Genomic DNA, 22,880 nt, shown 5'->3' with positions numbered 1-22,880 from the left:
CGGTACCACTGATCAGCGAAATTGGCGGTGATTCTACTCACTGTGCAGAGCGGCATAAATCGACTCGGCAAGCTTTTTACTGATACCCGGCGCCTTGGCGATCTCGTCCAGGCTGGCACGGCAGAGTTCCTGAAGACCACCGAAGTGCTTGAGCAGTTCGCGTCGCCGCTTCGGTCCGATGCCCGCCACGTCTTCCAGGCTCGATGTACGCCGAGCCTTGCCGCGTCGCGCACGGTGGCCGGTAATAGCGAAACGGTGAGCCTCGTCCCGCACCTGCTGGATGAGATGCAGCGCCGGCGAGTCGGCCGGCAGCGTGAATTCGTGCGCCGCGTCGTTGAGATACAAGGTTTCCAGGCCTGGCTTGCGGGTGACGCCCTTGGCCACGCCGAGCAGGATCAACTCGGGCACCGCCAGCTCTTCCAGCACTTCGCGCGCCATATTGAGCTGGCCCTTGCCACCGTCCACCAAGAGGATGTCGGGCAGCTTGCCCTCGCCTTCGGCCGCCTTGCGAAAACGCCGCGAGAGCGCCTGGTGCATCGCCGCATAATCGTCTCCGGCGGTGACGCCTTCGATGTTGTAGCGGCGGTAGTCCGACTTCAGCGGCCCCTCGGGGCCGAACACCACGCAGGACGCCACCGTTGCCTCGCCGCTGGAATGGCTGATATCGAAACATTCCAGGCGTGACGGCAGTTCGTCGAGCTTCAGCGCCTCGGCCAGCGCGTCGAAACGCGCCGACAGGTGCTGGCGATTGGCGAGTCGCGCCGACAGCGCCTGCTCGGCATTGGTCAGCGCCAGCTGTTGCCAGCGGGCGCGCGTGCCGCGTACACGATGCACGATGCTCAGCTCGCTGCCGCGCAATTCCGCGATCGCGCTGACCAGCGTGGGAAAGTCCTCATGCACGGCATTGACGATAAGCTCGCCCGGCAAGTCGCGCTCACTCGAGCCGAGGTAATACTGCTCGAGAAACGCCAGCAGCACGTCGCTGACGCTCTCCTCGATGGCAACCTGGGGGAAGAAATTCTTGCTGCCGAGCACCCGCCCGCCACGCACGCTGATCAGATGCACGCATGCGCCGCCCGGGCTTACGGCGGCGGCGACGATATCGACGTTGCCATTGCCGCCTTCCATGCTCTGCTGGTCCTGAACGCGGCGCAGGATGCCGATCTGGTCGCGAATCTCGGCGGCGCGCTCGAACTCCAGGCTCATCGCCGCCTGCTCCATGTTGCGCGACAGCTCTTCGGCCAGCGCATTGCTGCGCCCTTCGAGAAACATCACCGAGTGACGCACATCCTCGGCGTACTCGGTCGGATCCACCAGCTTTACGCAGGGCGCCTTGCAGCGCTTGATCTGGTATTGCAGGCAGGGTCGGGTGCGATTGCGGAAATAGCTGTCCTCGCACTGGCGCACCAGGAACGCCTTCTGCAACAGCCCCAGGCTTTCGCGAATCGCGCCGGCGCTCGGATAGGGACCGAAATAGCGCCCCGGCTCCTTCTTCGCGCCGCGATGGATGCTCAGGCGCGGAAACTCACCGGCGGAAAGAAATACGTACGGATAGGACTTGTCGTCGCGCAGCAGGATGTTGTACGGCGGCCGCCACTGCTTGATCAGCGTCTGCTCGAGCAGCAGCGCCTCGGTCTCATTCGCCGTGATGGTGGTTTCCACCTGGGCGATCTTTGCCACCAGCGCGGCGGTTTTCGGCGCTTGGCCGGTCTTGCGGAAATAGCTGGCCAGGCGCTTCTTGAGATTCTTTGCCTTGCCGACGTAGAGCAGTTTTTCGTCGGCATCGAACATCCGGTAGACGCCGGGATGCCCGCTGCATGCCGCCAGGAAGGCGGATGAATCGAATCCGCTGGCCATCAGTTGATGGTGTCAACCATGCCGTGGCGTACGGCGAGCAGTGCCAGCTCGACATCACTGGTGATCGAGAGCTTCTCGAAGATCCGATAGCGGTAGGTGTTCACCGTTTTCGGCGACAGGCAGAGCTTGTCCGAGATCGCCTGGACCTTCTGGCAGTTGGCGATCATCAGCGCAATCTGGATTTCCCGCTCGGACAGCAGATCGAACGGCGAGCCATTCTGCTGCGGCTGGAAGGACTTGAGCGCCAGCTGCTGGGCGATCTGCGGGCTGATGTAGCGTTGGCCGGCGAAAACCATGCGGATCGCACGAATCATCTCTTCCAGCGCAGCGCCCTTGGTCAGATACCCGGCCGCGCCGGCCTGCAACAGACGCGTCGGAAACGGATCCTCTTCGCAGATCGTGACGGCGATGACCTTGAGATCCGGGTGGCTGCGCAGTAGCTTGCGAGTGGCTTCCAGGCCACCGATGCCGGGCATCTTGACGTCCATCAGAACCACGTCCGGCTTGAGTTCGCGAGTCTGCTTGATCGCCTCCTCGCCGCAGTCAGCCTGACCAACCACGTACAACCCGTCGATATCGGCCAGCATGCGGGTAATGCCCGTGCGAACCAGATCGTGGTCGTCTACCACCAGCACCCTAATCAACAGACACCTCGTCAATGCAATTCAAAGCTGGCTGGCTGCGCGCTTCGTGATAACGGCGAACTGTACCAAAGAAAATGCCAACCTCGCCTCATCCGAGGTGACGAAAAATCGTCGCAGCCACTCCGCCACAATGGCTACGACCCGCGACGCAAAGCGTTTGGCGCCACCTGTCAGCCAGAACCTACAGCGCAATGCTTGTAAGCCATTGGCTATGGAGTGCAGACCATTCAGGGCCGCAACGCCAGTATTCGCCGTGCGCCCAGCGCGACCAGGATTCCGATCAGACTGCCAATCAGCAGGTCCGGGTAGCGCGATCCGCTCCAGGCGACCAGCGCTCCGGCCACGATCACACCGGCATTGATCAGCACATCGTTGGCGGAAAATATCCAGCTGGCACGCATATGCACGCCGCCTTCGCGATGTCGGTGAATCAGCAGCAGGCAGAGCACGTTGGCCAGCAAGGCGATGCTGGCGACGACCATCATCGACAGCGACTGCGGTTCGCTGCCGAAGACGAAGCGCCGCCCCACTTCGATCAGCAGCCCAATGGCAAGCAGCAACTGGAGCAGACCGGCGAGCCGCGCGGCGTTCATCTGCAGTTGGGCGCCACGGCCAACTGCATACAGCGCCACCCCGTAGACGGCGGCGTCGGCGAACATATCCAGCGAATCGCCGATCAGCCCGGCGGACTGGGCAATCAGTCCGGCGAACATCTCGGCCACGAACATGAAGGCATTGATCGCCAGCAGCAGCTTCAGGGTCCGCGCTTCGCCGGCCTCGTTCGCGCTGGTCGGCTGGGCATCGGCAGACGCCGCGCGGGTTTCGAGCAGCGTCGCCCCCAATCCGAGGCCACCCAGCCGCTCGGCAATCGGTGCGATGGCGCCATCATGCGTAACCCGAAGCTGCCGGGCGGAAAGATCGAATGCCAGGCCGCCTGCCGACACGTGACCGTCTAGGGCCATGCGGATGATCCGCTCCTCCGCCGGGCAATCCATCTTCGGCACGTGGAACAGGCTGACCCAGCGGCCACCGTCCGCAGGCACGTGCGTTACCCCAGAATTCGGTGCGCAACTGCAGCGGCCACCGCAGTCACTCATCGCGCCTGAACCAGCGCGGCGATTTCATCGGCCGTCAACACTTTGCCCGCCGACACGACCGTTTCATCGATGACCAGCGCCGGCGTGCTCATCACCCCGTAACGGGCGATTTCGCCGAAGTCGGTCACCTTGACCACCTCCGCCTCGCGCCCCAGCGCCGCCAGCGCCTGGCGCGTATTATCGGCCAGGGTCACGCACTTCCTGCAACCGGAACCCAGGATCTTGATCAGCATGGCGAAACTCCCATCTCAGATGAACAGGTAAGCAAATGCATTGAACAGGTAGCCGATCAGCATGATGCCCATCAGCACGATGGCAATGAACAGCGCCAGCAGCGGCGCCTTGACCACTTTTTTCAGCATGATCAGCGACGGCAGCGACAGCGCGGTGACCGACATCATGAACGCCAGTACGGTGCCCAGGCCAACGCCCTTGGCGACCAGCGCCTCGGCGATCGGCAGAGTGCCGAAGATGTCGGCGTACATCGGCGCGGCCACCAGCGTGGCCAGCGGCACCGACCACCAGTTGTCCTGGCCGATGACCTTTTCGATCAGACCCGCCGGAATCCAGTTGTGAATGGCAGCGCCGATGCCCACGCCGATCAGGATATACAGCCAAACCTTGCGGATGATCTCTCCCACCTGCTCGCGAGCGTAGGTCAGGCGGTCGCGCAGGGTGAGCTGTTCCTGTGGGAGGTCCAGGACCTTCTGTTGCGTGACGAAGGCCTCGACGTACTGCTCCATCCCAACCTTGCCAATCAGCGTCCCGCCGATCACTGCCAGCACGATGCCCACTACCACGTAGGCCAGCGCAATCGACCAGTTGAAGATGCTGGCCAACAGGATCATCGACGCCAGATCGACCAGCGGCGAGGAGATCAGGAACGAGAAGGTCACCGCCAGCGGCAGACCCGAACTGGTGAAGCCGATGAACAGCGGGATCGACGAGCAGGAACAGAACGGCGTGACCGTTCCCAGCAGTGCGCCGGTGAGGTTGGCGCGAAAGCCGCGCATACGACCGAGAATGCGCCGTGTGCGCTCCGGCGGGAAATAACTCTGGATCCAGAAGATACCGAAGATCAGCACCGACAGCAGGATGAAGATCTTGATCACGTCATAGATGAAGAAATGCAGACTGCCGCCGACCCGACTGGCCATATCCAGGCCGAATACGTCCTCGACCAGCAGCCGCACCAGATACGCCAGCCAGTCCATGCGCAACAGCTGGTCGTTCAGCCACTTGAAGATTTCCATGCGTCGTTCCTCAGCTGCGCGGCAAGGCGCGTTCGTACCAGGCGCGGGTGCTGTTGACCATGCGCACCAGCCAGAGCATCACCGGGACTTCGATCAACACGCCGACCACCGTGGCCAACGCCGCGCCGGAGTCGAAACCATAGAGCACGATGGCCACCGCCACCGCCAGCTCGAAGAAGTTGGAAGCACCGATCATGGTCGCCGGTCCGGCCACGTCGTGGCGCACCTTCAGGCGGCGGCACAGCCAGTAGCCGAGCGCGGCGATGAACAACGTCTGCAGCAGCAGCGGTACGGCAAGGATGCCAATCACCAGCGGTTGCTCGACGATGGTCTTGCCCTGGAAGGAGAACAGCAACACCAGCGTGGCCAACAGGGCGACGATGGAGAACGGTGAAACCTTCCCCAGCACCGCTTGAAAATGCGCCTCGCCGCGCTTCATCAGCTGCGCGCGCAGGAACTGGGCGATGGCCAGCGGGATGACGATGTACATCACCACCGAGAGCAGCAACGTATCCCACGGCACCGGAATGGATGACACGCCGAGCAGCAACGCAACGATGGGCGCGAAGGCGAACACCATCACCAGGTCGTTGAGCGCCACCTGGGTGATGGTGAAGTTGGCGTTGCCATTGCACAGGTAGCTCCAGACGAACACCATTGCCGTGCAGGGCGCGGCGCCGAGCAGGATCAGCCCGGCCATGTAACTGTCCAGCTCGTCGGCTGGTAGCCACTCGGCGAACAGCACCTTGATGAACAGCCAGCCGATCAGCGCCATGCTGAACGGTTTGACCGCCCAGTTGACGAACAGCGTCACGGCCATGCCGGCCTTCTGCTCGCGGACTTCGTGCAGCGCGCCGAAATCGATCTTCATCAGCATCGGCACGATCATCACCCAGATCAGCACACCTACCGGGATGTTGACCCGCGCCACCTCCATCGCCCCCACCGCCTGCGCGGCCTCCGGCACGAGTAACCCGAGCGCCGTGCCGGCGGCGATGCACAGGAACACCCACACCGTCAGGTAGCGTTCGAAGAAGCCCAGCGGAGCTCCCGCGGACTGCTTCATGGCGACCTCACATGCGTTTGTCATTTGTTGTTCACCTTGGTTGATACAATCTGACGATCACGATATTCGCTTTACCGTATATATTCAAAACAATATATTTGCCAAATGCCGGTCTGACGGAGATCAACATGAATCGGAGAAAGCGTGTCCTGTTCCTCTGCGTGGCGAACTCATCGCGCTCGCAAATGGCGGAAGCGTTGCTGCGCCACCTCGACTCCGAGCACTTCGAGGCCGTCAGTGCCGGCACCGCGCCGACCCAGGTGGATCCGCGCACCCGTGAAGCGCTGGAACACCTGGGTGTGTCCACCGCGGGACTGGTCAGCAAGTCTATCGAGCAGGTGACGGGCGAGCCCTTCGACTATGTCATCACCCTGTGTGACAAATCCGCGCTGGAGTGCCTGTCGCTTCCTGGCGCCGGCGAGTACATCGCCTGGAATTTCGCGGATCCGGCAACGAGCCCGCAGCCGGATGCCTATCGCAGGACGCTGCAGGAGATCCACGAGCGGCTAAGGATGTTCGTGCTGATCACCAGCAAACCCACCAGCGCAATCGCGCAAAGCGCTTCGCTATCGCCGGTCGAGCTATTCAAGTGTCTGGCCGACGAAACCCGTGCGCGTATCGCGCTGCTGGTCAGTCTGGAGCAGGAACTGTGCGTATGCGAGCTGACCGCGGCGCTGGACCAGGTCCAGCCCAAGATTTCCCGCCACCTCGCGCTGCTGCGCAGCTGCGGCCTGCTGGAGGACCGGCGTAACGGCCAATGGGTGTATTACCGCCTGCACCCGCAACTGCCCGCATGGGTCACGGATATGCTCAAAACGACCCTGGCGAACAACATCGAATGGCTGCGTCAGGACGTGCAACGCCTCTGGCAGATGCGCGACCGGCCTGGCCGCAAGCCCGCCTGCGACTGAAACGCGGCCTGCCCCCCACCTCTTTACCCGGATGAAGCCCATGTCCAACGATCTGCCCAATATCGACGCCGAACTGCTCGGCGCCCCCAGCATGGACAAGCTCGGCGTCGTCGATGCGCTCGCCACCCACCCGCCGCGCATCCTGCTGCTCTACGGCTCCAATCGCGAGCGCTCGTTCAGCCGGTTGCTGACCCTGGAAGCCGCGCGCCTGCTCGAAAGCATGGGCGCCGAGACACGCATCTTCCACCCCGCCGGCCTGCCCCTGCCGGACGACGCGCCGGACGATCATCCCAAGGTGCGTGAACTGCGCGAACTGATGCAATGGTCCGAAGGCCAGGTGTGGTGCTCGCCGGAACGCCATGGCGCGATGAGCGCGGTGTTCAAGGCGCAGATCGACTGGGTGCCGCTGTCGCTCGGCGCCGTACGCCCGACGCAGGGCAAAACCCTGGCCTTGATGCAGGTCAGCGGCGGCTCGCAGTCGTTCAACGCCGTCAACCAGATGCGCGTACTCGGACGCTGGATGCGCATGTTCACCATCCCCAACCAGTCATCCGTAGCCAAGGCGTGGCAGGAGTTCGACGAGAACGACCGCATGAAGCCTTCGTCCTACTACGACCGCGTGGTCGACGTGATGGAAGAGCTGCTCAAGTTCACCCTGCTGCTGCGCGGGCGAGCCGAGTATCTGGTCGACCGCTATTCCGAACGCAAGGAATCGGCCGAAGAGCTGTCCCGCCGCGTCAACCAGCGCAGCATCTAACAGGCTATCAATCCGTCAGAGACTCGATCATGACCATCAAAGTAGGCATCAACGGCTTCGGCCGCATCGGACGCTTGGCCCTGCGCGCAGCGTGGGGCTGGCCGGAGCTGGAGTTCGTGCAAGTCAACGATCCGGCCGGCGATGCCGCGACCCACGCCCACCTGCTCAACTTCGATTCGGTGCACGGTCGCTGGCAGCATGAGGCGCGCAGCGAGGGCGACTGCATCGTGATCGGCGGCAAGCGCATCCGGGTCAGCGCGAACAAGGCCATCGCCGACACCGACTGGAGCGGCTGCGATCTGGTCATCGAGGCCAGCGGCAAGATGAAGACCGTCGCGGTGCTGCAGGGCTACCTCGACCAGGGCGTCAAGCGCGTGGTGGTCAGCGCGCCGGTCAAGGAGCCAGGCGCACTGAACATCGTCATGGGCGTCAACGACCAGTTGTTCGACCCGACGCAACACCGAATCGTCACCGCCGCCTCCTGCACCACCAACTGCCTGGCACCGGTGGTCAAGGTCATCCACGAGTCGCTCGGCATCCGTCACGGCTCGATCACCACCATCCACGATCTGACCAACACGCAAAGCATCCTCGACCAGCCGCACAAGGACCTGCGCCGCGCCCGCGCTTCGGGCATGAGCCTGATCCCGACCACCACCGGCTCGGCTACGGCGATCGCGGAAATCTTTCCCGAGCTGCGCGGCCGGCTGAATGGCCACGCCGTGCGCGTGCCGCTGGCCAACGCCTCGCTGACCGACTGTGTGTTCGAGGTCGAGCGCGCCACCACGGCGGAAGAAGTGAACCAGCTGCTCAAAGCTGCTGCCGATGGCCCGCTCCAAGGCATCCTCGGCTACGAGGAACGCCCGCTGGTTTCTATCGATTACCGCACCGACCCGCGTTCATCGATCATCGATGCGCTGTCGACCATGGTGGTCAACGGCACGCAGGTGAAGATCTACGCCTGGTACGACAACGAGTGGGGCTACGCCAACCGCACCGTGGAGCTGGCGCGCAAGGTCGGTCTGGCCGGCTGAGGCCGGCCTTGCCGTTCAGGTGGAAGATCGCTGCGCGCGTTTTTTCCACCCTACGGTATCGATCGCGGATCGTAGGGTGGAAAACGGCCACCGGCCTTTTCCTCCTGCTACCCATCACGCTGGCCTGGAACCGTTCATGCGCGCCCTCACCCGCCTCTCTCCCGAAATCCGCCAGTACCTGCTGATCACCGGCAATTACTGGGCATTCACCCTCACCGATGGCGCGCTGCGCATGCTGGTGGTGCTGCATTTCCATGCGCTGGGCTATACGCCGCTGCAGATCGCGGCGTTGTTCTTGTTCTACGAAATCTTCGGGGTGGTGACCAATCTGGTGGGTGGCTATCTCGGCGCACGCCTGGGGCTCAATCGCACCATGAACATCGGCCTGGGCATGCAGGTGGCGGCGTTGCTGATGCTCACGGTGCCAGCCGCGCTGCTCACCGTGCCCTGGGTGATGGCCGCGCAGGCGCTGTCCGGCATTGCCAAAGATCTCAACAAGATGAGCGCCAAGAGTTCGATCAAGCTGCTGGTGGCCGACGGACAGCAAGGCACGCTGTACAAGTGGGTGGCGATCCTCACCGGCTCGAAGAATGCACTCAAGGGCGTCGGTTTCTTCCTTGGTGGCGCCCTGCTCGCCGTGCTCGGTTTCCAGGGCGCGCTGCTGGTGATGGCAGCCGTGCTGGCGCTGATCTGGTTCGCCAGCCTGGCGCTCCTGAAGCAGGACCTCGGCAAAGCCAAGGCCAAGCCGAAGTTTCGCGACATCCTGTCCAAGAGCCGGGCAATCAACATCCTGTCGGCGGCGCGGCTGTTCCTGTTCGGCGCGCGCGACGTCTGGTTCGTCGTCGCCCTGCCGGTTTACCTCGCCGGGGTGTTCGGCTGGGATGTCTGGCAGGTCGGCGGCTTTCTCGCCGCCTGGGTAATCGGCTACGGCATCGTGCAGTCACTGGCGCCGGCGATCACCGGCAAGCGCCGCGGCCACGTACCCGACGGGCGTGCCGCATTCCTCTGGGCGCTGCTGCTGGCCGGACTGCCCGCGGCAATCGCGCTGGGGCTGGGCAGCGACGCACCGGCGCAACCGGTGCTTCTCGGCGGTCTGCTGATATTCGGTGCGCTATTCGCGGTGAACTCCTCCCTGCACAGCTACCTGATCGTCTCGTACGCCAAGGAAGATGGCGTCTCGCTGGACGTCGGCTTCTACTACATGTCCAACGCCCTCGGTCGGCTGATCGGCACCCTGCTTTCCGGCTGGGTCTATCAGGCCTATGGGCTGACGGCCTGTCTGTGGATTTCCAGCATCTTCGTGCTGCTCGCGGCGCTGATCTCCATCGCCCTGCCACGGCACGCACAAGCGATGGCGTAATCGCGGCGAGATACTCGCCGTGCGCCAGCTACGGCCGTAACGTCCAGACCAACGCCCAGGCGCCCAAAACCAGCATCGGACTTTGTGCGAACCGAGTCGCGGCCGCGACGGCAGCCCTTGTCTGAACTGTCCGCCGAGCCGCGATCCGGTCGATTACTGACCTTCCAACTCACGTCCCTGCCGGCGCCGCATCAGCCGATAGGCCGCCGGCAACACGAACAGCGACAACAGCGGCGCGCTCAACATGCCGCCGACCATCGGTGCGGCGATGCGGCTCATCACCTCGCTGCCAGTGCCGGCGCCGAGCAGGATCGGTAGCAAACCGGCGACGATCACCGCCACCGTCATCGCCTTGGGCCGCACGCGTTGCACCGCGCCTTCACGAATCGCCTCGCATAGCGCCGCCTCGTCATGCCGGCCAGCCTGCTGGCGGTCGCTCCAGGCATGCTTGAGATAGAGCAGCATGATCACCCCAAACTCCGCCGCCACCCCGGCCAGGGCGATGAAGCCGACGCCGGTCGCCACCGACAGGTTGTAGCCCATCAGGTAGAGGAACCAGACGCCGCCGGTCAGCGCGAACGGCAACGTCAGCATGATCAGCAGCGCCTCGTCGATGCGGCCGAAAGTCAGGTAGAGCAACACAAAGATGATCAGCAGCGTCGCCGGCACCACCAGCTTGAGCCGCTCGTTGGCGCGCTCGAGAAATTCGAACTGACCGGAATAGCTCAGGCTCATGCCCGGCTGCAGTTCGACGCCGGCGCTCACCGCCTGTCGCAGATCGGCCACCACCGAGGCGATGTCGCGCCCGCGCACGTCGACGTACACCCAGCCGGACAGTCGCGCGTTCTCGCTGCGCAGCATCGGCGGGCCGTCGCTGACACGCACCCGCGCCACGCTGCCGAGGGTGATCTGCGCGCCCTGCGGCGTGAGGATCGGCAGCTGTTCCAGCGCCTGCGGCGAGTCGCGCCATTCACGCGGATAACGCACGCTGATCGGGTAACGCGCCAGGCCTTCCACCGTTTCGCCGACGGTTTCACCGCCGATGGCGCCGGCGACGATGGCCTGCACGTCGGCGATGTTCAGCCCGTAGCGAGCGGCGTCCTGGCGATCGATGTCGATATCGATGTAGCGCCCGCCGACCAGGCGTTCCGCCAGGGCCGAACTGACGCCCGGCACTGTCTTGGCAATAGCTTCGACCTGCTGGCTGACCCGGTCGATCTCCTCCAGATTGGCGCCGGCGATCTTCACCCCGATGGGACTCTTGATGCCGGTGGCGAGCATGTCGATGCGATTGCGGATCGGCGGAATCCAGATATTGGTCAGTCCAGGCACCTGCACCGCGCGATCCAGCTCCTCCACCAGTTTTTCCGGCGTCATGCCGGCGCGCCACTGCTCGCGGGGCTTGAACTGAATGGTGGTCTCGAACATCTCCAGCGGCGCCGGATCGGTGGCCGACTCCGCGCGCCCGGCCTTGCCGAACACCGTGGCGACTTCCGGCACCGTACGGATCATCCGGTCGGTCTGCTGCAGCAACTGTGCGGCTTTCTGCGCCGACAGGCCCGGCAGCGCCGAGGGCATGTAGAGCAGATCGCCCTCGTCCATCGGCGGGAGGAACTCGCCGCCCAGCCGAGACATCGGCCACAGCGTGGTCGCCAGCACCAGCAGCGCGGCGAGGAGCGTGGTTTTCGGATGCCCCAGCACGGCGTCGAGCGCCGGCCGGTAGAGGCGGATCAGCCCGCGGTTGAGCGGATTGCGCGCCTCATCCGGCAGCCGGCCGCGAATCCAGTAGCCCATCAGCACCGGCACCAAGGTCACCGAAAGCCCGGCAGCAGCGGCCATCGCATAGGTCTTGGTGAACGCCAGCGGGCCGAACAGCCGGCCTTCCTGTGCCTCCAGGGTGAACACCGGAATGAACGACAGGGTGATGATCAGCAGGCAGAAGAACAGCGCCGGGCCGACCTCCTGCGCCGCCTGGGTCATCACCCGCCAGTGCTCCTCGCCCTCCAGCGTCCGGCCCGGGTTGGCATGCCGCCAGGCTTCGACCTTCTTGTGCGCGTTCTCGATCATCACCACCGCCGCATCGACCATCGCGCCGATGGCGATGGCAATACCGCCCAGCGACATGATGTTGGCGTTGATGCCCTGGTAACGCATCACCGCGAAGGCCAGCAGCACGCCGATCGGCAGCGAGACGATGGCCACCAGGGATGAGCGCAGGTGCCAGAGGAACAGCCCGCAGACCAGCGCCACGACGATGAACTCCTCCAGCAGCTTGAAGCTGAGGTTGTGCACCGCGCGGTCGATCAGCTGGCTGCGGTCGTAGGTGGTGACGATCTCCACGCCCTGCGGCAGGCTCTTTTTCAGCTCGTCGAGCTTGGCATGCACGGCCGCCAGGGTTTCCCGCGCGTTTTTGCCGCTGCGCAGGATGATCACGCCACCGACGGTTTCCCCTTCGCCGTCCATTTCGGCGATGCCGCGGCGCATCTCCGGGCCGAGCTGGATGTGCGCGACATCACCGAGCGTCACCGGCACCCCGGCGGCACTGAGCTGCAGCGGAATCTGGCGGAAGTCGTCGAGCGTCTGCAGGTAGCCCGAGGCGCGCACCATGTACTCGGTTTCCGCCAGCTCCAGCACCGCGCCACCAGTTTCCTGGTTGGCGCGGCCGATAGCCTCGGTCACCTGCGCCTGGGTCACGCCGAGGCTGGCCATCTTCAGCGGGTCGAGCAGCACCTGGTACTGGCGGACCATGCCGCCGATGGTGGCGACCTCGGCGACGTTCGGCAGAGTGATCAGCTCGAACTTGAGGAACCAGTCCTGCAGACTGCGCAGCTGCGCCAGGTCGTGCGTGCCGCTGCGGTCGACCAACGCGTACTGGTAGATCCAGCCGACACCGGTGGCGTCCGGGCCGAGCGACGACTTGGCGCCGTCCGGCAGGCGGCTCTGCACCTGACTCAGGTACTCCAGCACCCGCGAGCGTGCCCAGTACAGGTCGGTGCCGTCCTCGAACAGCACGTAAACATAGCTGTCGCCGAAGAACGAGTAGCCGCGCACGGTCTTCGCGCCCGGCACCGAGAGCATGGTGGTGGTCAGCGGATAGGTGATCTGGTTCTCGACAATCTGCGGCGCCTGCCCCGGATACGGCGTGCGGATGATCACCTGCACATCGGACAGGTCCGGCAGCGCGTCGATCGGCGTGATGCGCAGCGACCAGATGCCCACCGCGGTCATCAGCAGCGTCGCCAGCAGCACCAGGAAGCGATTGACCACCGACCAGCGAATCAGCGCGGCGATCATGGCTGCTGCTCCAGCTGCTCGATGACCAGCCCAGCGCCAGTCTCGCGTACGGCGAAGCGCACCCGGTCATCGACCTGCACCCCGTGCAGCAGATGCGCATCGGCCACCGCGAAGCGCATGGTCATGCCCGGCATTCCGAGGGTCTTGAACGGGCCGTGGGCGATCTTCACGCCCTGCGCGGTGATCCCGATGATGCGTCCTTCGGCCTCATGCAGCGCTGCATCGATCGGCACTTGGGTCGCATGCATCGTATGCGCGCTCGGCGCGGCGGGCTCATGCATCGCGTGGGTGGAAGGCAAGGCTGGTGCGGCATCGGCATGTTCATGTGCCTCTGCCGGCGGCGCGACAACGGCGGTGATGCCGCGCAGGCTGGCCTCGGAATCGAGCAGGAACTGCCCGGACGCGACCACCTGCTGGCCCTCCTCCAGCCCCTGCAGGATGGCGGTCTGGCTGCCGTTGTCGACACCGAGCTGCACCTCCACCGGACGATAGCGGCCGCCGGCCTCGGCGAGCATCACCAGCGCGCGCTTGCCGGTGCGGATCACTGCCTCGCTGGGGATCAGCAATGCACTCTGCGCGCCCTGCTCGGCCAGTTCGACCCGTGCGCTGAGGCCTGGGCGCAACCGGCCCTCGGCGTTGGGCAGTTCCACCCGCACACGCAGCGTGCGGCTGGCCGCCGTAGCCTCGGGCAACACCGCCGTTACCGTGCCGGCGATTGGCTCACCGGGCAGCGCCGGCAGATATGCCGTCGCCACCTGCCCCGTGCGAATGCCGCCGGCCTGCGCTTCAGGCACCGCGACTTCGAGCCAGACGCTGTCCAGCCCGTTGATCCGCGCCAGCGGCGCGCCAACGCCGACGTTCATGCCTTCACGCACGTCCAGTTCCTGCAGCACACCGCCGATGGGTGCGCGCACGGTCTGCTGCGCCTGCACGCGACCGGAGCGCTCCAGCTGGCGGATCGCCTCGGCGGGCATGCCGACCAGCCGCAGGCGCTGACGCGCACCGTCCAGCAGCGCGCGATCGCCGCTGCGGCGCAACGCGAGGAATTCCTCTTGCGCCGCCACCCACTCGGGTATCAGCAGGTCCACCAGCGGCGCGCCGGCCTTTAGCACATCACCCGGCGCCAGTCGGTAGACGCGCTCGACAAAGCCCGCCGCGCGCGCCTGCACCAGCGCCACGTCACGATCATTGAGGCCCAGCACGCCGACGGCCTCGATGTTGCGCGTCAGCTGGCCGCGGCTGACCGTTGCCAGGCGCACGCCGAGGTTGTGGGTGATGCCGGCGTCGATACGCACCGCCGGCGCACCGCCGGCGTCTGCCTCGTCGGCGTAACGCGGCACCAGGTCCATATCCATGAACGGTGATTTGCCCGGTTGCTCGAAGCGTTGCTGCGGCACCATCGGGTCGTACCAATAGAGCACTTTGCGCTCGCTGACGGCACGGGCCGAGCCATCCTGCGGCGCGGCATGCGGCTGACGCGAGGCCAGCCAGTAGCCACCGGCCAGCCCCAGCGCGGTGGTGACGGCGATCAGTACGCCGGTCTTGAGAACGGTCTGGCTCATTGCGCGTCTCCATAGGCGAAGTACAGGCGGCTGGCGGCAATCGCCTGCAGGCCTTCGAGGTCGATTTCCTTCAGGCGCGTTTCGATCAGTTCGCGGCGCGCCGCCAGCAGCGTCTCCAGCTCGCCGCGACCGGCGCGGTAGTCGGCCAGACTGAGTTCGCTGCGCTCGCGCGCCAACGGCAGCAGCACCTCGCGGGTGCGCGTCAGGGCACGTTGCAGGCGCTCGAGTTCGGCCAGTTCGTCGTCCAGTTGCTCGGCGAACTGCCGCTCCAGCGCCTCGCGCTCGGCTTCCAGCTGGTTGAGTTCGGCATGCCGGGCGGCGATGCGCGGGTTCTGCCGCGTGCTGGTGAACAGCGGCAGGTCGAAGCTGACCTGCAGGTTGACCATGTCGCCGAATTCCTGCCCGCGGCGCAGGTAGTCCACTTCCCAGCTCCAGTCGGGCTTCTTCTCGGCGGTCGCCTCGCGGATACGCGCTTGCGCCTGCTGCGTCATCGGCGTGTAGGCCTGCAGTTGCGGATGCTGGTGCAGCTCGCGCTGCAGCGCCGGGGCTTCGAGCGACCAGTGCGGCACGCTGCCCTCCAGCGGCTCGCTGGCGGCTTCACCGATCCAGCGGGCCAGCGCCGCGCGGGCCTGCCGGCGCTGGCGATGGAGTTCATCGGCGCGCTCGTCGAGCAAGGCCGCTTCCTGGCGCGGCAGCACGCTGTCGGCGGCCTGCCCGCGTCCACCGGCAATCCGCGCCCGCACGGTATCGCTGAGCAGGCGATTCTCGGCATAGAGCGCGTCGAAGGTCTCCAGCTTGCGCTCGATGGCGTGGCTGGCGATCCACGCCTGGGCAGTGGCCTGGCGCACGTTCAGTGCCTCGACCGCGCGCTCGGCGGCGGCACGCTGGACGCCGGCATTCGCCACCTCGACTCGGGCGCGGCGCTTGTCGCGGTTGGGCACATCCTGCATCAGGCCGACCATGCTCATGGTCATACCGTCGCGGTCCAGGCTCCAGCGGTCGTTGCCTTCGATCGGCACGCTCTGTACGCCGAGCAACAGTTTCGGGTCGGGCAGTTCGCCGGCAGGTACGGCGTCGCTACGCGCGGCCTGCAGTTTGGCCGCTTCGGCCTGCAGGGACGGCGCCTGCTGCTGGGCCAGCGCCAGGGCCTCGTCGAAGCTCAGCGCGCTGGCGGCAGCCGGCAACGCCAGGGCGCACGCGGCCACGGCGGCACGCGCGCGAATGTCTCGCATCAATCGGGATTGCATGTGCGGATTCCTCGGATCCTGCGTGCCGGACGGGCACGCGCGAGGTCAGTCGCCAGGCGACGGACCAGTCAGCTCGGATGGGGAATCAGGCGCACGGGGGACGCCAGACGTCGGCGCCGTTACGCGAGGGAATGAAATCGGGAAGGTAGACGATCAGCCGGGACGACGGCGCATCGACGTCCGCCCGGGGGACGGCGAACTGCAACAGGCAGCCGGTCTTGCACTGATGGCCGCTCTTGCACTGTGAATTGCCATCGTGCCCGTGGTCGCCATGCTGGTCGGCGTGCTGGTCCGCGGCATGCTGCATGGCGCCATGTTGCGTGTCTGCCGGCTGCATCGTGCAGGGCTGCGGCATGCGCTCAGCCGCGACCAGCCCGTTGACGGGAAGCGCGAGACTGATCAGCAGTAGCAGGCACAGCGACAGACAGGTTTTCATGGCGGCCAGTGTAGTGGCGGACGGGCTAAGAAGAACTTGATCGAGATCGGCTTCAGGCACCGTCCGCGGACGGTCGTTCGCCGAGCAGGTGGCTGAGTACGGAGCGCATCTTGCCGGCCTTGACGGGCTTGTTCAACACCGGCACGCCAAGCCCCTGCAGCTGTTTGCGGCACTCGTCGCTGCGGTCGGCGGTAATCATCACCAGCGGAATCGCCGCATTGAAGTGCAGCCGCAGCGCCTGCACCACTTCCCAGCCGGTGACCCCGAGATCCAGGTGGTAGTCGGCCAGGATCAGCTCCGGCGCACGTCCTTGCAGCACCTCCAGCGCGCTGGCCTCGTCGGTGGCAGTGAGCGCTTCGCAGCCCCACTGGGTGAGCAACGCAGCCATGCTGTGCAGGATGCTGAGTTCGTTGTCGAGCACCAGCAGGCGCCGCCCAGGCAGCGGGTTGCCCAGCTGCGGTAGGCCGGCCAACACCTCGCTCGTGCGCGCCGGCAACGCCTCGGCCAGCGGCACCTCGATGCTGAAGACCGAGCCGCGCCCCGGCTGCGAACGTACCTGGATGCGGTAGTCGAGCATCTTGGCGATACGATCGACGATCGCCAGACCCAGACCGACGCCGCGCCGCTCGGCGGCACGCTCGACGTTGAGCTGGTTGAATTCGAGGAAGACCGACTGTATCTGCTCGGCGGGAATGCCACGCCCGGTGTCCCAGACCTCGATGCGCAGCGCGGCGCCGCGCTTGCGTGCACCGAGCAGCACCCGGCCGCGTTCGGTGTAGCGGCAGGCGTTGCTGAGGAAGTTGCGCAGGATGCGGGTCAGCAGGCGGAAATCGCTCTGGATCGCGTATGCCGGAATGAAATGCACCAGTTGCAGGCCAGCCGCCGCGGCGACCGGCTGGAACTCGGACACCAGCGGCAACAGCACTTCGTCCAGGCGGTAGGTGTCGATATCCGGCTTGATCGCGCTCTGATCGAGCTTGGAAATATCCAGCAGATCGGTGAGCAGGTCTTCGGCACCTTCCAGCGCCTGATGCGCGCGCTCGACGAGGTTAAGTTCCTCGCCGGGCAGCTTGCGCTCGCGCAGGGTCGAAATCAGCAGGCGCGCGGCATTCAGCGGTTGCAACAGGTCATGGCTGGCGGCGGCCAGGTACTTGTCCTTGCTCAGGTTGGCGGCTTCAGCCGCGTCGCGCGCATCGCGCAGCTCGCAAGTACGCTCGGCGACGCGCTGTTCGAGCTGCTCGTTGAGCTGCAGCAGGCGCAGCTGGGCGAGCTTGCGCTCGGTAATGTCGGCGACGAAGCCTTCCACCAGGCCATCTTCGTCGGGCTTGAGCAGCAGGTTCATGAGCACGTAGATGGCGCTGCCATCCCGCCGCCGCAGCCGCGTTTCGTAGCCGAACAGACCGTGCTGCTGGCTCAGCGTGTAGCGAATCTGCCGCAGCTCATCCTCGCCGCCAATGAACAGGTGATGCGAAAGATCGGTGAGCGCCCACAGCGCTTCTTCCGGGGTTTCATAACCCAGCATTCGTGCCAGCGCCGGGTTAGCCGCGCGAATGCCCTCCTGCAGGCTGGCCTGGAAAATGCCATGCACAGCGTGCTCGAACAGCCATTTGTAGCGATTGCGCTCGGCCTCCAGCTCTTCCAGGCGCGCCAGCAGCTCGGGGTAATGGCTCTTGCGCGCCGAATGGCTGCCGAAGCCGAGCAGCTGGGTCAGCGCCCGCTGCTGCTCGTCAGAGGGCTTCGGCATAGACGACCTCGACGTCCCTCTGCGTCGACGAGCGCGGATTGGTGAGGATGCACGGGTCCTGCATCGCATGGTGGGAAAGGAACGGAATATCGGTCAGCCGCACGCCGTGCAGCCCCAGGCTTTCGTTGAAGCCGATCGCCTGCTTGAGGCTGATCAGGTGGGTGACCAGTCGCTCGCGTACCTGCCGGTGGTTCAGGCCACGGGTGTCGATGCCCAGCGTCTGCGCGACCACCTTGAAGCGGTCCGGCGCGGCGTCGTAGTTGAACGCAACCACATGCTCGACCAGCACCGCGTTGCACAGGCCATGCGGCAGGTCGAGATAGCCGCCGAGGCTGTGCGACATGGCATGCACTGCGCCGAGGATCGCGTTAGAGAACGCCAGGCCCGCCTGCATGCTGCCGAGCATGATCTGCTCGCGCAGTGCCAGGTCGGCCGGGTTGCTGATCATCTGCACCAGATTGCCGTTGATCAGGCGCATCGCCTCCAGCGCGTGCGGGTCGGTCAGCGGGCCGTGGCCAGTGGAGACGAATGCCTCGATGGCATGCACCAGCGCGTCGATGCCGGTACAGGCGGAGAGGAACGGGTCCATGCTCAGGGTGGTTTCCGGGTCGATCAGCGAGACGTCCGGCACGGCGGCCTTGCTGACGATGGAAAACTTCATCCGCTCGTCCTGATTGGAGATGATCACGAACTGCGAGACGTCCGCCGAAGTGCCAGCAGTGGTGGGAATCAGGATCAGCGGCGGACTGGGAATCCGCAGGGTGTCCACGCCTTCGAACTCGACGATGTGGCGGCCGTGAGCAACGACAATGCCGATGCCCTTGGCGCAATCCATCGGGCTACCGCCACCGACGGCGACGATCACGTTGCAGCCCTGGTTGCGGTAGGCCTCGGCGCCGAGCATTACCTCCTCGCAACGGGGATTCGGCGATACCTCGGTGAACAGGTGGTGCTCGATGCCCTGGCGCTCCAGGCTGGCCTGCACATCGGCCACCCAACCCGCAGCGACCACGCCGGGGTCGGACACCAGCAACACCTTGCGCGCGCCGAAGTTGCTCGCGCAGGTGCCGACGCTGTGCCGACAGCCGGCGCCGAAGACGATTTCAGGGGATACGAATTTACGCTGAAGGCTGATATTCGGGCTCATGACTGCGGCCTTTTTATTTTTTGTTACAACGGCGCAAGCCTACTGCATTACCCAGCTAAAGCAATCCACCGAAAGACGACCGACCGTCGCCGGCCCGCACCTCACAGCAACCGCTGGTAAAAGCGCCATTCACCAGTAAACGCGTCAGCCAAATGGCGCGCCTGGCGGAAGCCGTGCCGTTCCTTGGGATAGAGCCGGTACTCGACCGGAACGCCGCGTGCGCGCAAGGCCGCAACCATCGACTCGGTCTGACCGGGCAGCACCACGGCATCGCGGCCGCCCTGGAAGAAGATCACCGGCGCCTCGATCCGCCCGGCATTGTGCAGTGGCGCGCGCTGCTGGAAGCGCTGCGGCACCAGGCACGGATCGCCGATCAGCCAGTCCAGGTAGTCGCCCTCGAACTTGTGGGTGCCGCGCCGCAGCGCCAGGGGGTCGCTGACGCCATACAGGCTGGCGCCGCCGCGCCAGCGCGAATCGGCGGCCAGGGCGCAGAGCGCGGTATAGCCGCCAGCGCTGGACCCGCGGATGAAGGCCCGCGTGGCGTCGATCCAGCCGCGCTCGGCCAGCGCATCGACCACCCGGCAGGCATCCTCGACATCCAGCACGCCCCACTGCTCGCGCAGCCGCATCCGGTAGGCGCGACCGAAGCCGCTGCTGCCGCGATAGTTGACGTCGACCACGGCAAAACCGCGCTGCGTCCAGAACTGGATACGCGGATCGAAGACCGGATAACACGCCGACGTCGGCCCACCGTGGACGAATACCAGCAGCGGCGGTCGTGCACCGTCCGGGCCATCGCAGTGCGCGTTGCACGGGGGGTAAAAGAACGCATGTGCGCGTTCGCCTGCCTCGACTCCGGTCGCAAAGTACAGACTCTGCGGACGTGCAAGCTCATCGTCGGGCAACGGTCGTGCGCCGCCGGCGAGTATCCGCGCGCTGCCGCTGTCGCGAGCAATCGCCAGCACTGCCGGGGTGTGCGCGGGCGAGCCGGCGATGCAGTAGAAGTGGTGATCGTCGGCGGCCAGCTGGCGGCAGCGCGAGAATTCATTGGCCAGTTGCCGCGCCCTGCCCGTCTCGGCGTATTCGAATAACAGGCCCTGACCACCGCTCATGCGGGTCAGCAGCATGTCGCCGGTAGCCAGCGGCAGGTAACTGCAGGTCGCCAGTTCCCAGGGTGCTGGCGCGCAGTCCGTATCCGACGCCATATCCAGTTCGAGCGGCTGCAAGCGCCCCGCCTGCTCGCGCCAGGGCTGCCAACCACCTGCACGGTCGGACAGGCAATACAGCTCGCCGGCGGTGCAGAAACGCGGTTGCTGCAACGCTTCGTCACCCGCAGCCCCAGCCACGCAATGGGGCGCGCCCCAGACGCCGTCGGCGCCGCACTCGGCGAGCCAAAGGCTGGTGGACGTCCAAGGCTGTTCGGGGCGGTTCCACTGGATCCAGGCCAGGCGGTCGCCCTGGCTGCTCGTCACCGGTGAGGCGTAGAAGTCCGCGCCCTCGGCAACGACCCGGCGCGCGCCATCGGCCAGAGCGATGCTGACGATGCGATGCCGCACGGGCTGTTGTGCGTGGTCCTCCTCCACCGCAAAGATCGCCGCGCCGCGGCTATCGAAGTGCAGCGCGCCGTAGCGACAGTTGCCGTCGGCGGTCAGCGGCGTTGGCGGGCTGATGCCGCCATCCGCTGTCAAGCTCTGCAGGTGAATCTGCTGGTCGGCTTCGTTGACGAAGGCTATGCCCTGCGCGGTCAGGCAGAAGGCGCCGCCGCCATATTCATAGACCCGGCTGCGCAGCGAGTAGCCGACCGGCGTCAGGCAGCGCGCGCCGCCGTCGAGCCAGTACCACAGGCTGCAGCGTGCCTCGCCGGGGTCGTAGGCGACCCAGAACAGTCCGCCATGCCCGGCGCGCAGCTCGGTGAAATCGCCGCAGGCCGCAGCGGCGCTTTCGGCGCTCCAGCCGCTGGGCCAGAAGCCATAGGGAACCGTCGCACGCTCACTCATGGGCGCTACATCTTGCAGATCAGTTTCGAGGCCTTCTCATTGCGATGCTGCAGCTGGTCGAGCCCCAGCGCCGCATGTTCGGCCTGCTCGCGCGCGGCGAGAATCTTGCCGTGCTGTGGCGACTTGCTGCACACCGGGTCGGCATTGGCGGCATCGCCGGTGAGCATGAAGGCCTGGCAGCGGCAGCCGCCGAAGTCCTTTTCTTTCTCATCGCAGCTGCGGCAAGGCTCAGGCATCCAGTCGTAGCCGCGGAACTTGTTGAAGCCGAACGAGTGGCGCCAGATGTACTCGATGCTGTGCTCGCGCACATTGGGGAACTCCACCGGCAGCTGCCGCGCGCTGTGGCAAGGCAGCGCGGTGCCATCCGGGGTGATGTCGAGGAACAGGCTGCCCCAGCCGTTCATGCAGGCCTTGGGGCGCTCCTCGTAGTAATCCGGGGTGACGAAGATCAGCTTGCACGGGTGGTTTTCCGCAGCCAGCTTGTCGCGCCATTCATTGGTGATGCGCTCGGCGCGTACCAGCTGCTCCTTGCTCGGCAACAGGCCGGCGCGGTTCAGCTCGGCCCAGCCGTAAAACTGGCAGGTGGCGAGTTCGACGAAATCGGCTTCCAATTCGATGCACAGGCGGATGATTTGGTCGATGTTGTCAATGTTGTGCCGGTGAGTGACGAAGTTAAGCACCATCGGGTAGCCATGCTTCTTCACCGCGCGGGCCATTTCCAGCTTATGGGCGAAGGCCTTCTTCGAGCCGGCGAGCAGGTTGTTCACCTCCTCGTCGGCGGCCTGGAAGCTGATCTGGATGTGATCGAGCCCGGCCTCGGCAAAGCTGGCGATCTTCTCTTCCGTCAGGCCGATGCCCGAGGTAATCAGGTTGGTGTAGTAGCCCAGCTTGCGCGCCGCGCCGATCAGTTCAGCCAGATCCTCACGGACCAGCGGCTCGCCGCCGGAGAAACCCAGCTGTGCGGCGCCCATCTCGCGGGCTTGGCGAAACACCTCGATCCATTCCGCGGTGCTCAGCTCCTCGTGACTGCGGGCGAAATCCAGCGGGTTGGAGCAGTACGGACACTGCAGCGGGCAGCGATAGGTCAGCTCGGCGAGCAGCCAGAGCGGCGGGCCGGGTTCAAAGCCCGGTTTAGCGAAGCTCGATCCAGAACCGTTCAACGGCCACCTCCAGGAACGCCAGGATGTCTTCGGCGATACCTTCCGCCGTCGGGAAGCTCGCCTGCAGGTCGGCGACGATGCCGCCCACGGTGCGCGCACCGTCCACGCGCTTGAGAATCTCGCTGGCGCTGTCGTTGAGTTTGATCATGCCCTCGGGATAGAGCAGCACGTGACACTGCTGCGCCGGCTCGAACTGAAAGCGAAAGCCGCGGCGCAGGGCCGGAATCTTGAGCAGGATGTTCTCGCTCATCGTCATTCTCCGTCGGGTGGGAAACGCGCACAGCGCGTCCCACCTCTGTTCACCACGGTGGAAA

Annotated in this window: 19 protein-coding genes; 4 read left to right on the top strand and 15 right to left on the bottom strand. The window is 65.4% G+C overall.

All coding sequences use genetic code 11. The features are described 5' to 3' along the window. Nucleotides 1–33: 33 nt before the first annotated feature. The 6 genes from uvrC to arsB form a co-directional block, all read right to left on the bottom strand. Complete coding sequence (gene uvrC, locus AC0ZJQ_RS09425; protein ID WP_476477729.1) at nt 34–1,857, bottom strand: excinuclease ABC subunit UvrC; 1,824 nt, start codon at nt 1,855–1,857, stop codon at nt 34–36. Next, nucleotides 1,857–2,501, bottom strand: a complete 645-nt coding sequence (gene gacA, locus AC0ZJQ_RS09420; protein WP_008567755.1) for a response regulator transcription factor GacA — start codon at nt 2,499–2,501, stop codon at nt 1,857–1,859. Before gacA ends, uvrC begins: the two co-directional genes overlap by 1 nt. A gap of 227 nt (nt 2,502–2,728) precedes the next feature. Next, the gene (locus AC0ZJQ_RS09415) at nt 2,729–3,598 is read right to left on the bottom strand and encodes a cation efflux transmembrane domain-containing protein (RefSeq protein WP_476477728.1); all 870 of its coding nucleotides are present in this window, start codon (nt 3,596–3,598) and stop codon (nt 2,729–2,731) included. Beyond that, a complete protein-coding gene (locus tag AC0ZJQ_RS09410) occupies nt 3,595–3,831 on the bottom strand; it encodes a thioredoxin family protein (RefSeq protein ID WP_008567757.1) in 237 nt (78 codons plus the stop codon). Before AC0ZJQ_RS09410 ends, AC0ZJQ_RS09415 begins: the two co-directional genes overlap by 4 nt. Nucleotides 3,832–3,846: 15 nt before the next feature. Continuing rightward, nucleotides 3,847–4,851: a permease gene (locus AC0ZJQ_RS09405; protein WP_476477727.1), complete on the bottom strand. Its 1,005-nt coding sequence runs from the start codon at nt 4,849–4,851 to the stop codon at nt 3,847–3,849. A 10-nt stretch (nt 4,852–4,861) separates the two neighbouring features. Beyond that, entirely contained in the window at nt 4,862–5,941 is a 1,080-nt protein-coding gene (arsB, locus tag AC0ZJQ_RS09400) for an ACR3 family arsenite efflux transporter (RefSeq protein ID WP_458988290.1), read from the bottom strand. A gap of 104 nt (nt 5,942–6,045) precedes the next feature. On the opposite strand from arsB, the gene AC0ZJQ_RS09395 reads away from it, so the two are divergent. From AC0ZJQ_RS09395 to arsJ, 4 genes are all read left to right on the top strand, one after another. Next, entirely contained in the window at nt 6,046–6,828 is a 783-nt protein-coding gene (locus AC0ZJQ_RS09395) for a metalloregulator ArsR/SmtB family transcription factor (RefSeq protein WP_476477726.1), read from the top strand. A 40-nt stretch (nt 6,829–6,868) separates the two neighbouring features. Further along, nucleotides 6,869–7,585, top strand: coding sequence for an arsenical resistance protein ArsH (arsH, locus tag AC0ZJQ_RS09390; RefSeq protein ID WP_237265094.1), 717 nt, complete (start codon nt 6,869–6,871; stop codon nt 7,583–7,585). Between the two features lie 29 nt (nt 7,586–7,614). Continuing rightward, nucleotides 7,615–8,619 (top strand): ArsJ-associated glyceraldehyde-3-phosphate dehydrogenase, encoded by a 1,005-nt coding sequence (locus AC0ZJQ_RS09385; RefSeq protein WP_476477725.1) that lies wholly within the window; start codon nt 7,615–7,617, stop codon nt 8,617–8,619. Nucleotides 8,620–8,755: 136 nt separating this feature from the next. Then, the gene (gene arsJ / locus AC0ZJQ_RS09380) at nt 8,756–9,979 is read left to right on the top strand and encodes an organoarsenical effux MFS transporter ArsJ (RefSeq protein WP_476477724.1); all 1,224 of its coding nucleotides are present in this window, start codon (nt 8,756–8,758) and stop codon (nt 9,977–9,979) included. A 153-nt stretch (nt 9,980–10,132) separates the two neighbouring features. Here the strand turns inward: arsJ and AC0ZJQ_RS09375 are convergent, their stop codons facing one another. From AC0ZJQ_RS09375 to pqqD, 9 genes are all read right to left on the bottom strand, one after another. Then, on the bottom strand, nt 10,133–13,273 hold the full coding sequence (locus tag AC0ZJQ_RS09375) for an efflux RND transporter permease subunit (RefSeq protein ID WP_476477723.1): 3,141 nt from the start codon (nt 13,271–13,273) through the stop codon (nt 10,133–10,135). After that, nucleotides 13,270–14,835, bottom strand: coding sequence for an efflux RND transporter periplasmic adaptor subunit (locus AC0ZJQ_RS09370; protein ID WP_476477722.1), 1,566 nt, complete (start codon nt 14,833–14,835; stop codon nt 13,270–13,272). Before AC0ZJQ_RS09370 ends, AC0ZJQ_RS09375 begins: the two co-directional genes overlap by 4 nt. Beyond that, a complete protein-coding gene (locus AC0ZJQ_RS09365) occupies nt 14,832–16,082 on the bottom strand; it encodes a TolC family protein (protein WP_476477721.1) in 1,251 nt (416 codons plus the stop codon). Before AC0ZJQ_RS09365 ends, AC0ZJQ_RS09370 begins: the two co-directional genes overlap by 4 nt. 85 nt (nt 16,083–16,167) lie before the next feature. Continuing rightward, nucleotides 16,168–16,578, bottom strand: coding sequence for a hypothetical protein (locus AC0ZJQ_RS09360; protein WP_237265100.1), 411 nt, complete (start codon nt 16,576–16,578; stop codon nt 16,168–16,170). Next, nucleotides 16,571–18,262 (bottom strand): hybrid sensor histidine kinase/response regulator, encoded by a 1,692-nt coding sequence (locus AC0ZJQ_RS09355; RefSeq protein WP_008567770.1) that lies wholly within the window; start codon nt 18,260–18,262, stop codon nt 16,571–16,573. The genes AC0ZJQ_RS09360 and AC0ZJQ_RS09355 overlap by 8 nt, the downstream gene beginning before the upstream one ends. Beyond that, on the bottom strand, nt 18,246–19,409 hold the full coding sequence (gene ercA / locus AC0ZJQ_RS09350; RefSeq protein ID WP_008567771.1) for an alcohol dehydrogenase-like regulatory protein ErcA: 1,164 nt from the start codon (nt 19,407–19,409) through the stop codon (nt 18,246–18,248). The genes AC0ZJQ_RS09355 and ercA overlap by 17 nt, the downstream gene beginning before the upstream one ends. 101 nt (nt 19,410–19,510) lie before the next feature. Next, nucleotides 19,511–21,406, bottom strand: a complete 1,896-nt coding sequence (locus tag AC0ZJQ_RS09345; RefSeq protein WP_008567772.1) for an alpha/beta hydrolase family protein — start codon at nt 21,404–21,406, stop codon at nt 19,511–19,513. 5 nt (nt 21,407–21,411) lie between these two features. Further along, nucleotides 21,412–22,566 (bottom strand): pyrroloquinoline quinone biosynthesis protein PqqE, encoded by a 1,155-nt coding sequence (gene pqqE / locus AC0ZJQ_RS09340; RefSeq protein ID WP_008567773.1) that lies wholly within the window; start codon nt 22,564–22,566, stop codon nt 21,412–21,414. Continuing rightward, nucleotides 22,538–22,816 carry a pyrroloquinoline quinone biosynthesis peptide chaperone PqqD gene (pqqD, locus tag AC0ZJQ_RS09335; protein WP_008567775.1) on the bottom strand — a complete coding sequence of 93 codons (279 nt, stop codon included), beginning with the start codon at nt 22,814–22,816 and terminating at the stop codon, nt 22,538–22,540. Before pqqD ends, pqqE begins: the two co-directional genes overlap by 29 nt. Nucleotides 22,817–22,880 lie beyond the last annotated feature (64 nt).

Source organism: Stutzerimonas sp. 21-1 (assembly GCF_056336065.1).
Note: the sequence above shows the minus strand (reverse complement) of the source record. Positions and strands in the feature narration are given on the sequence as shown.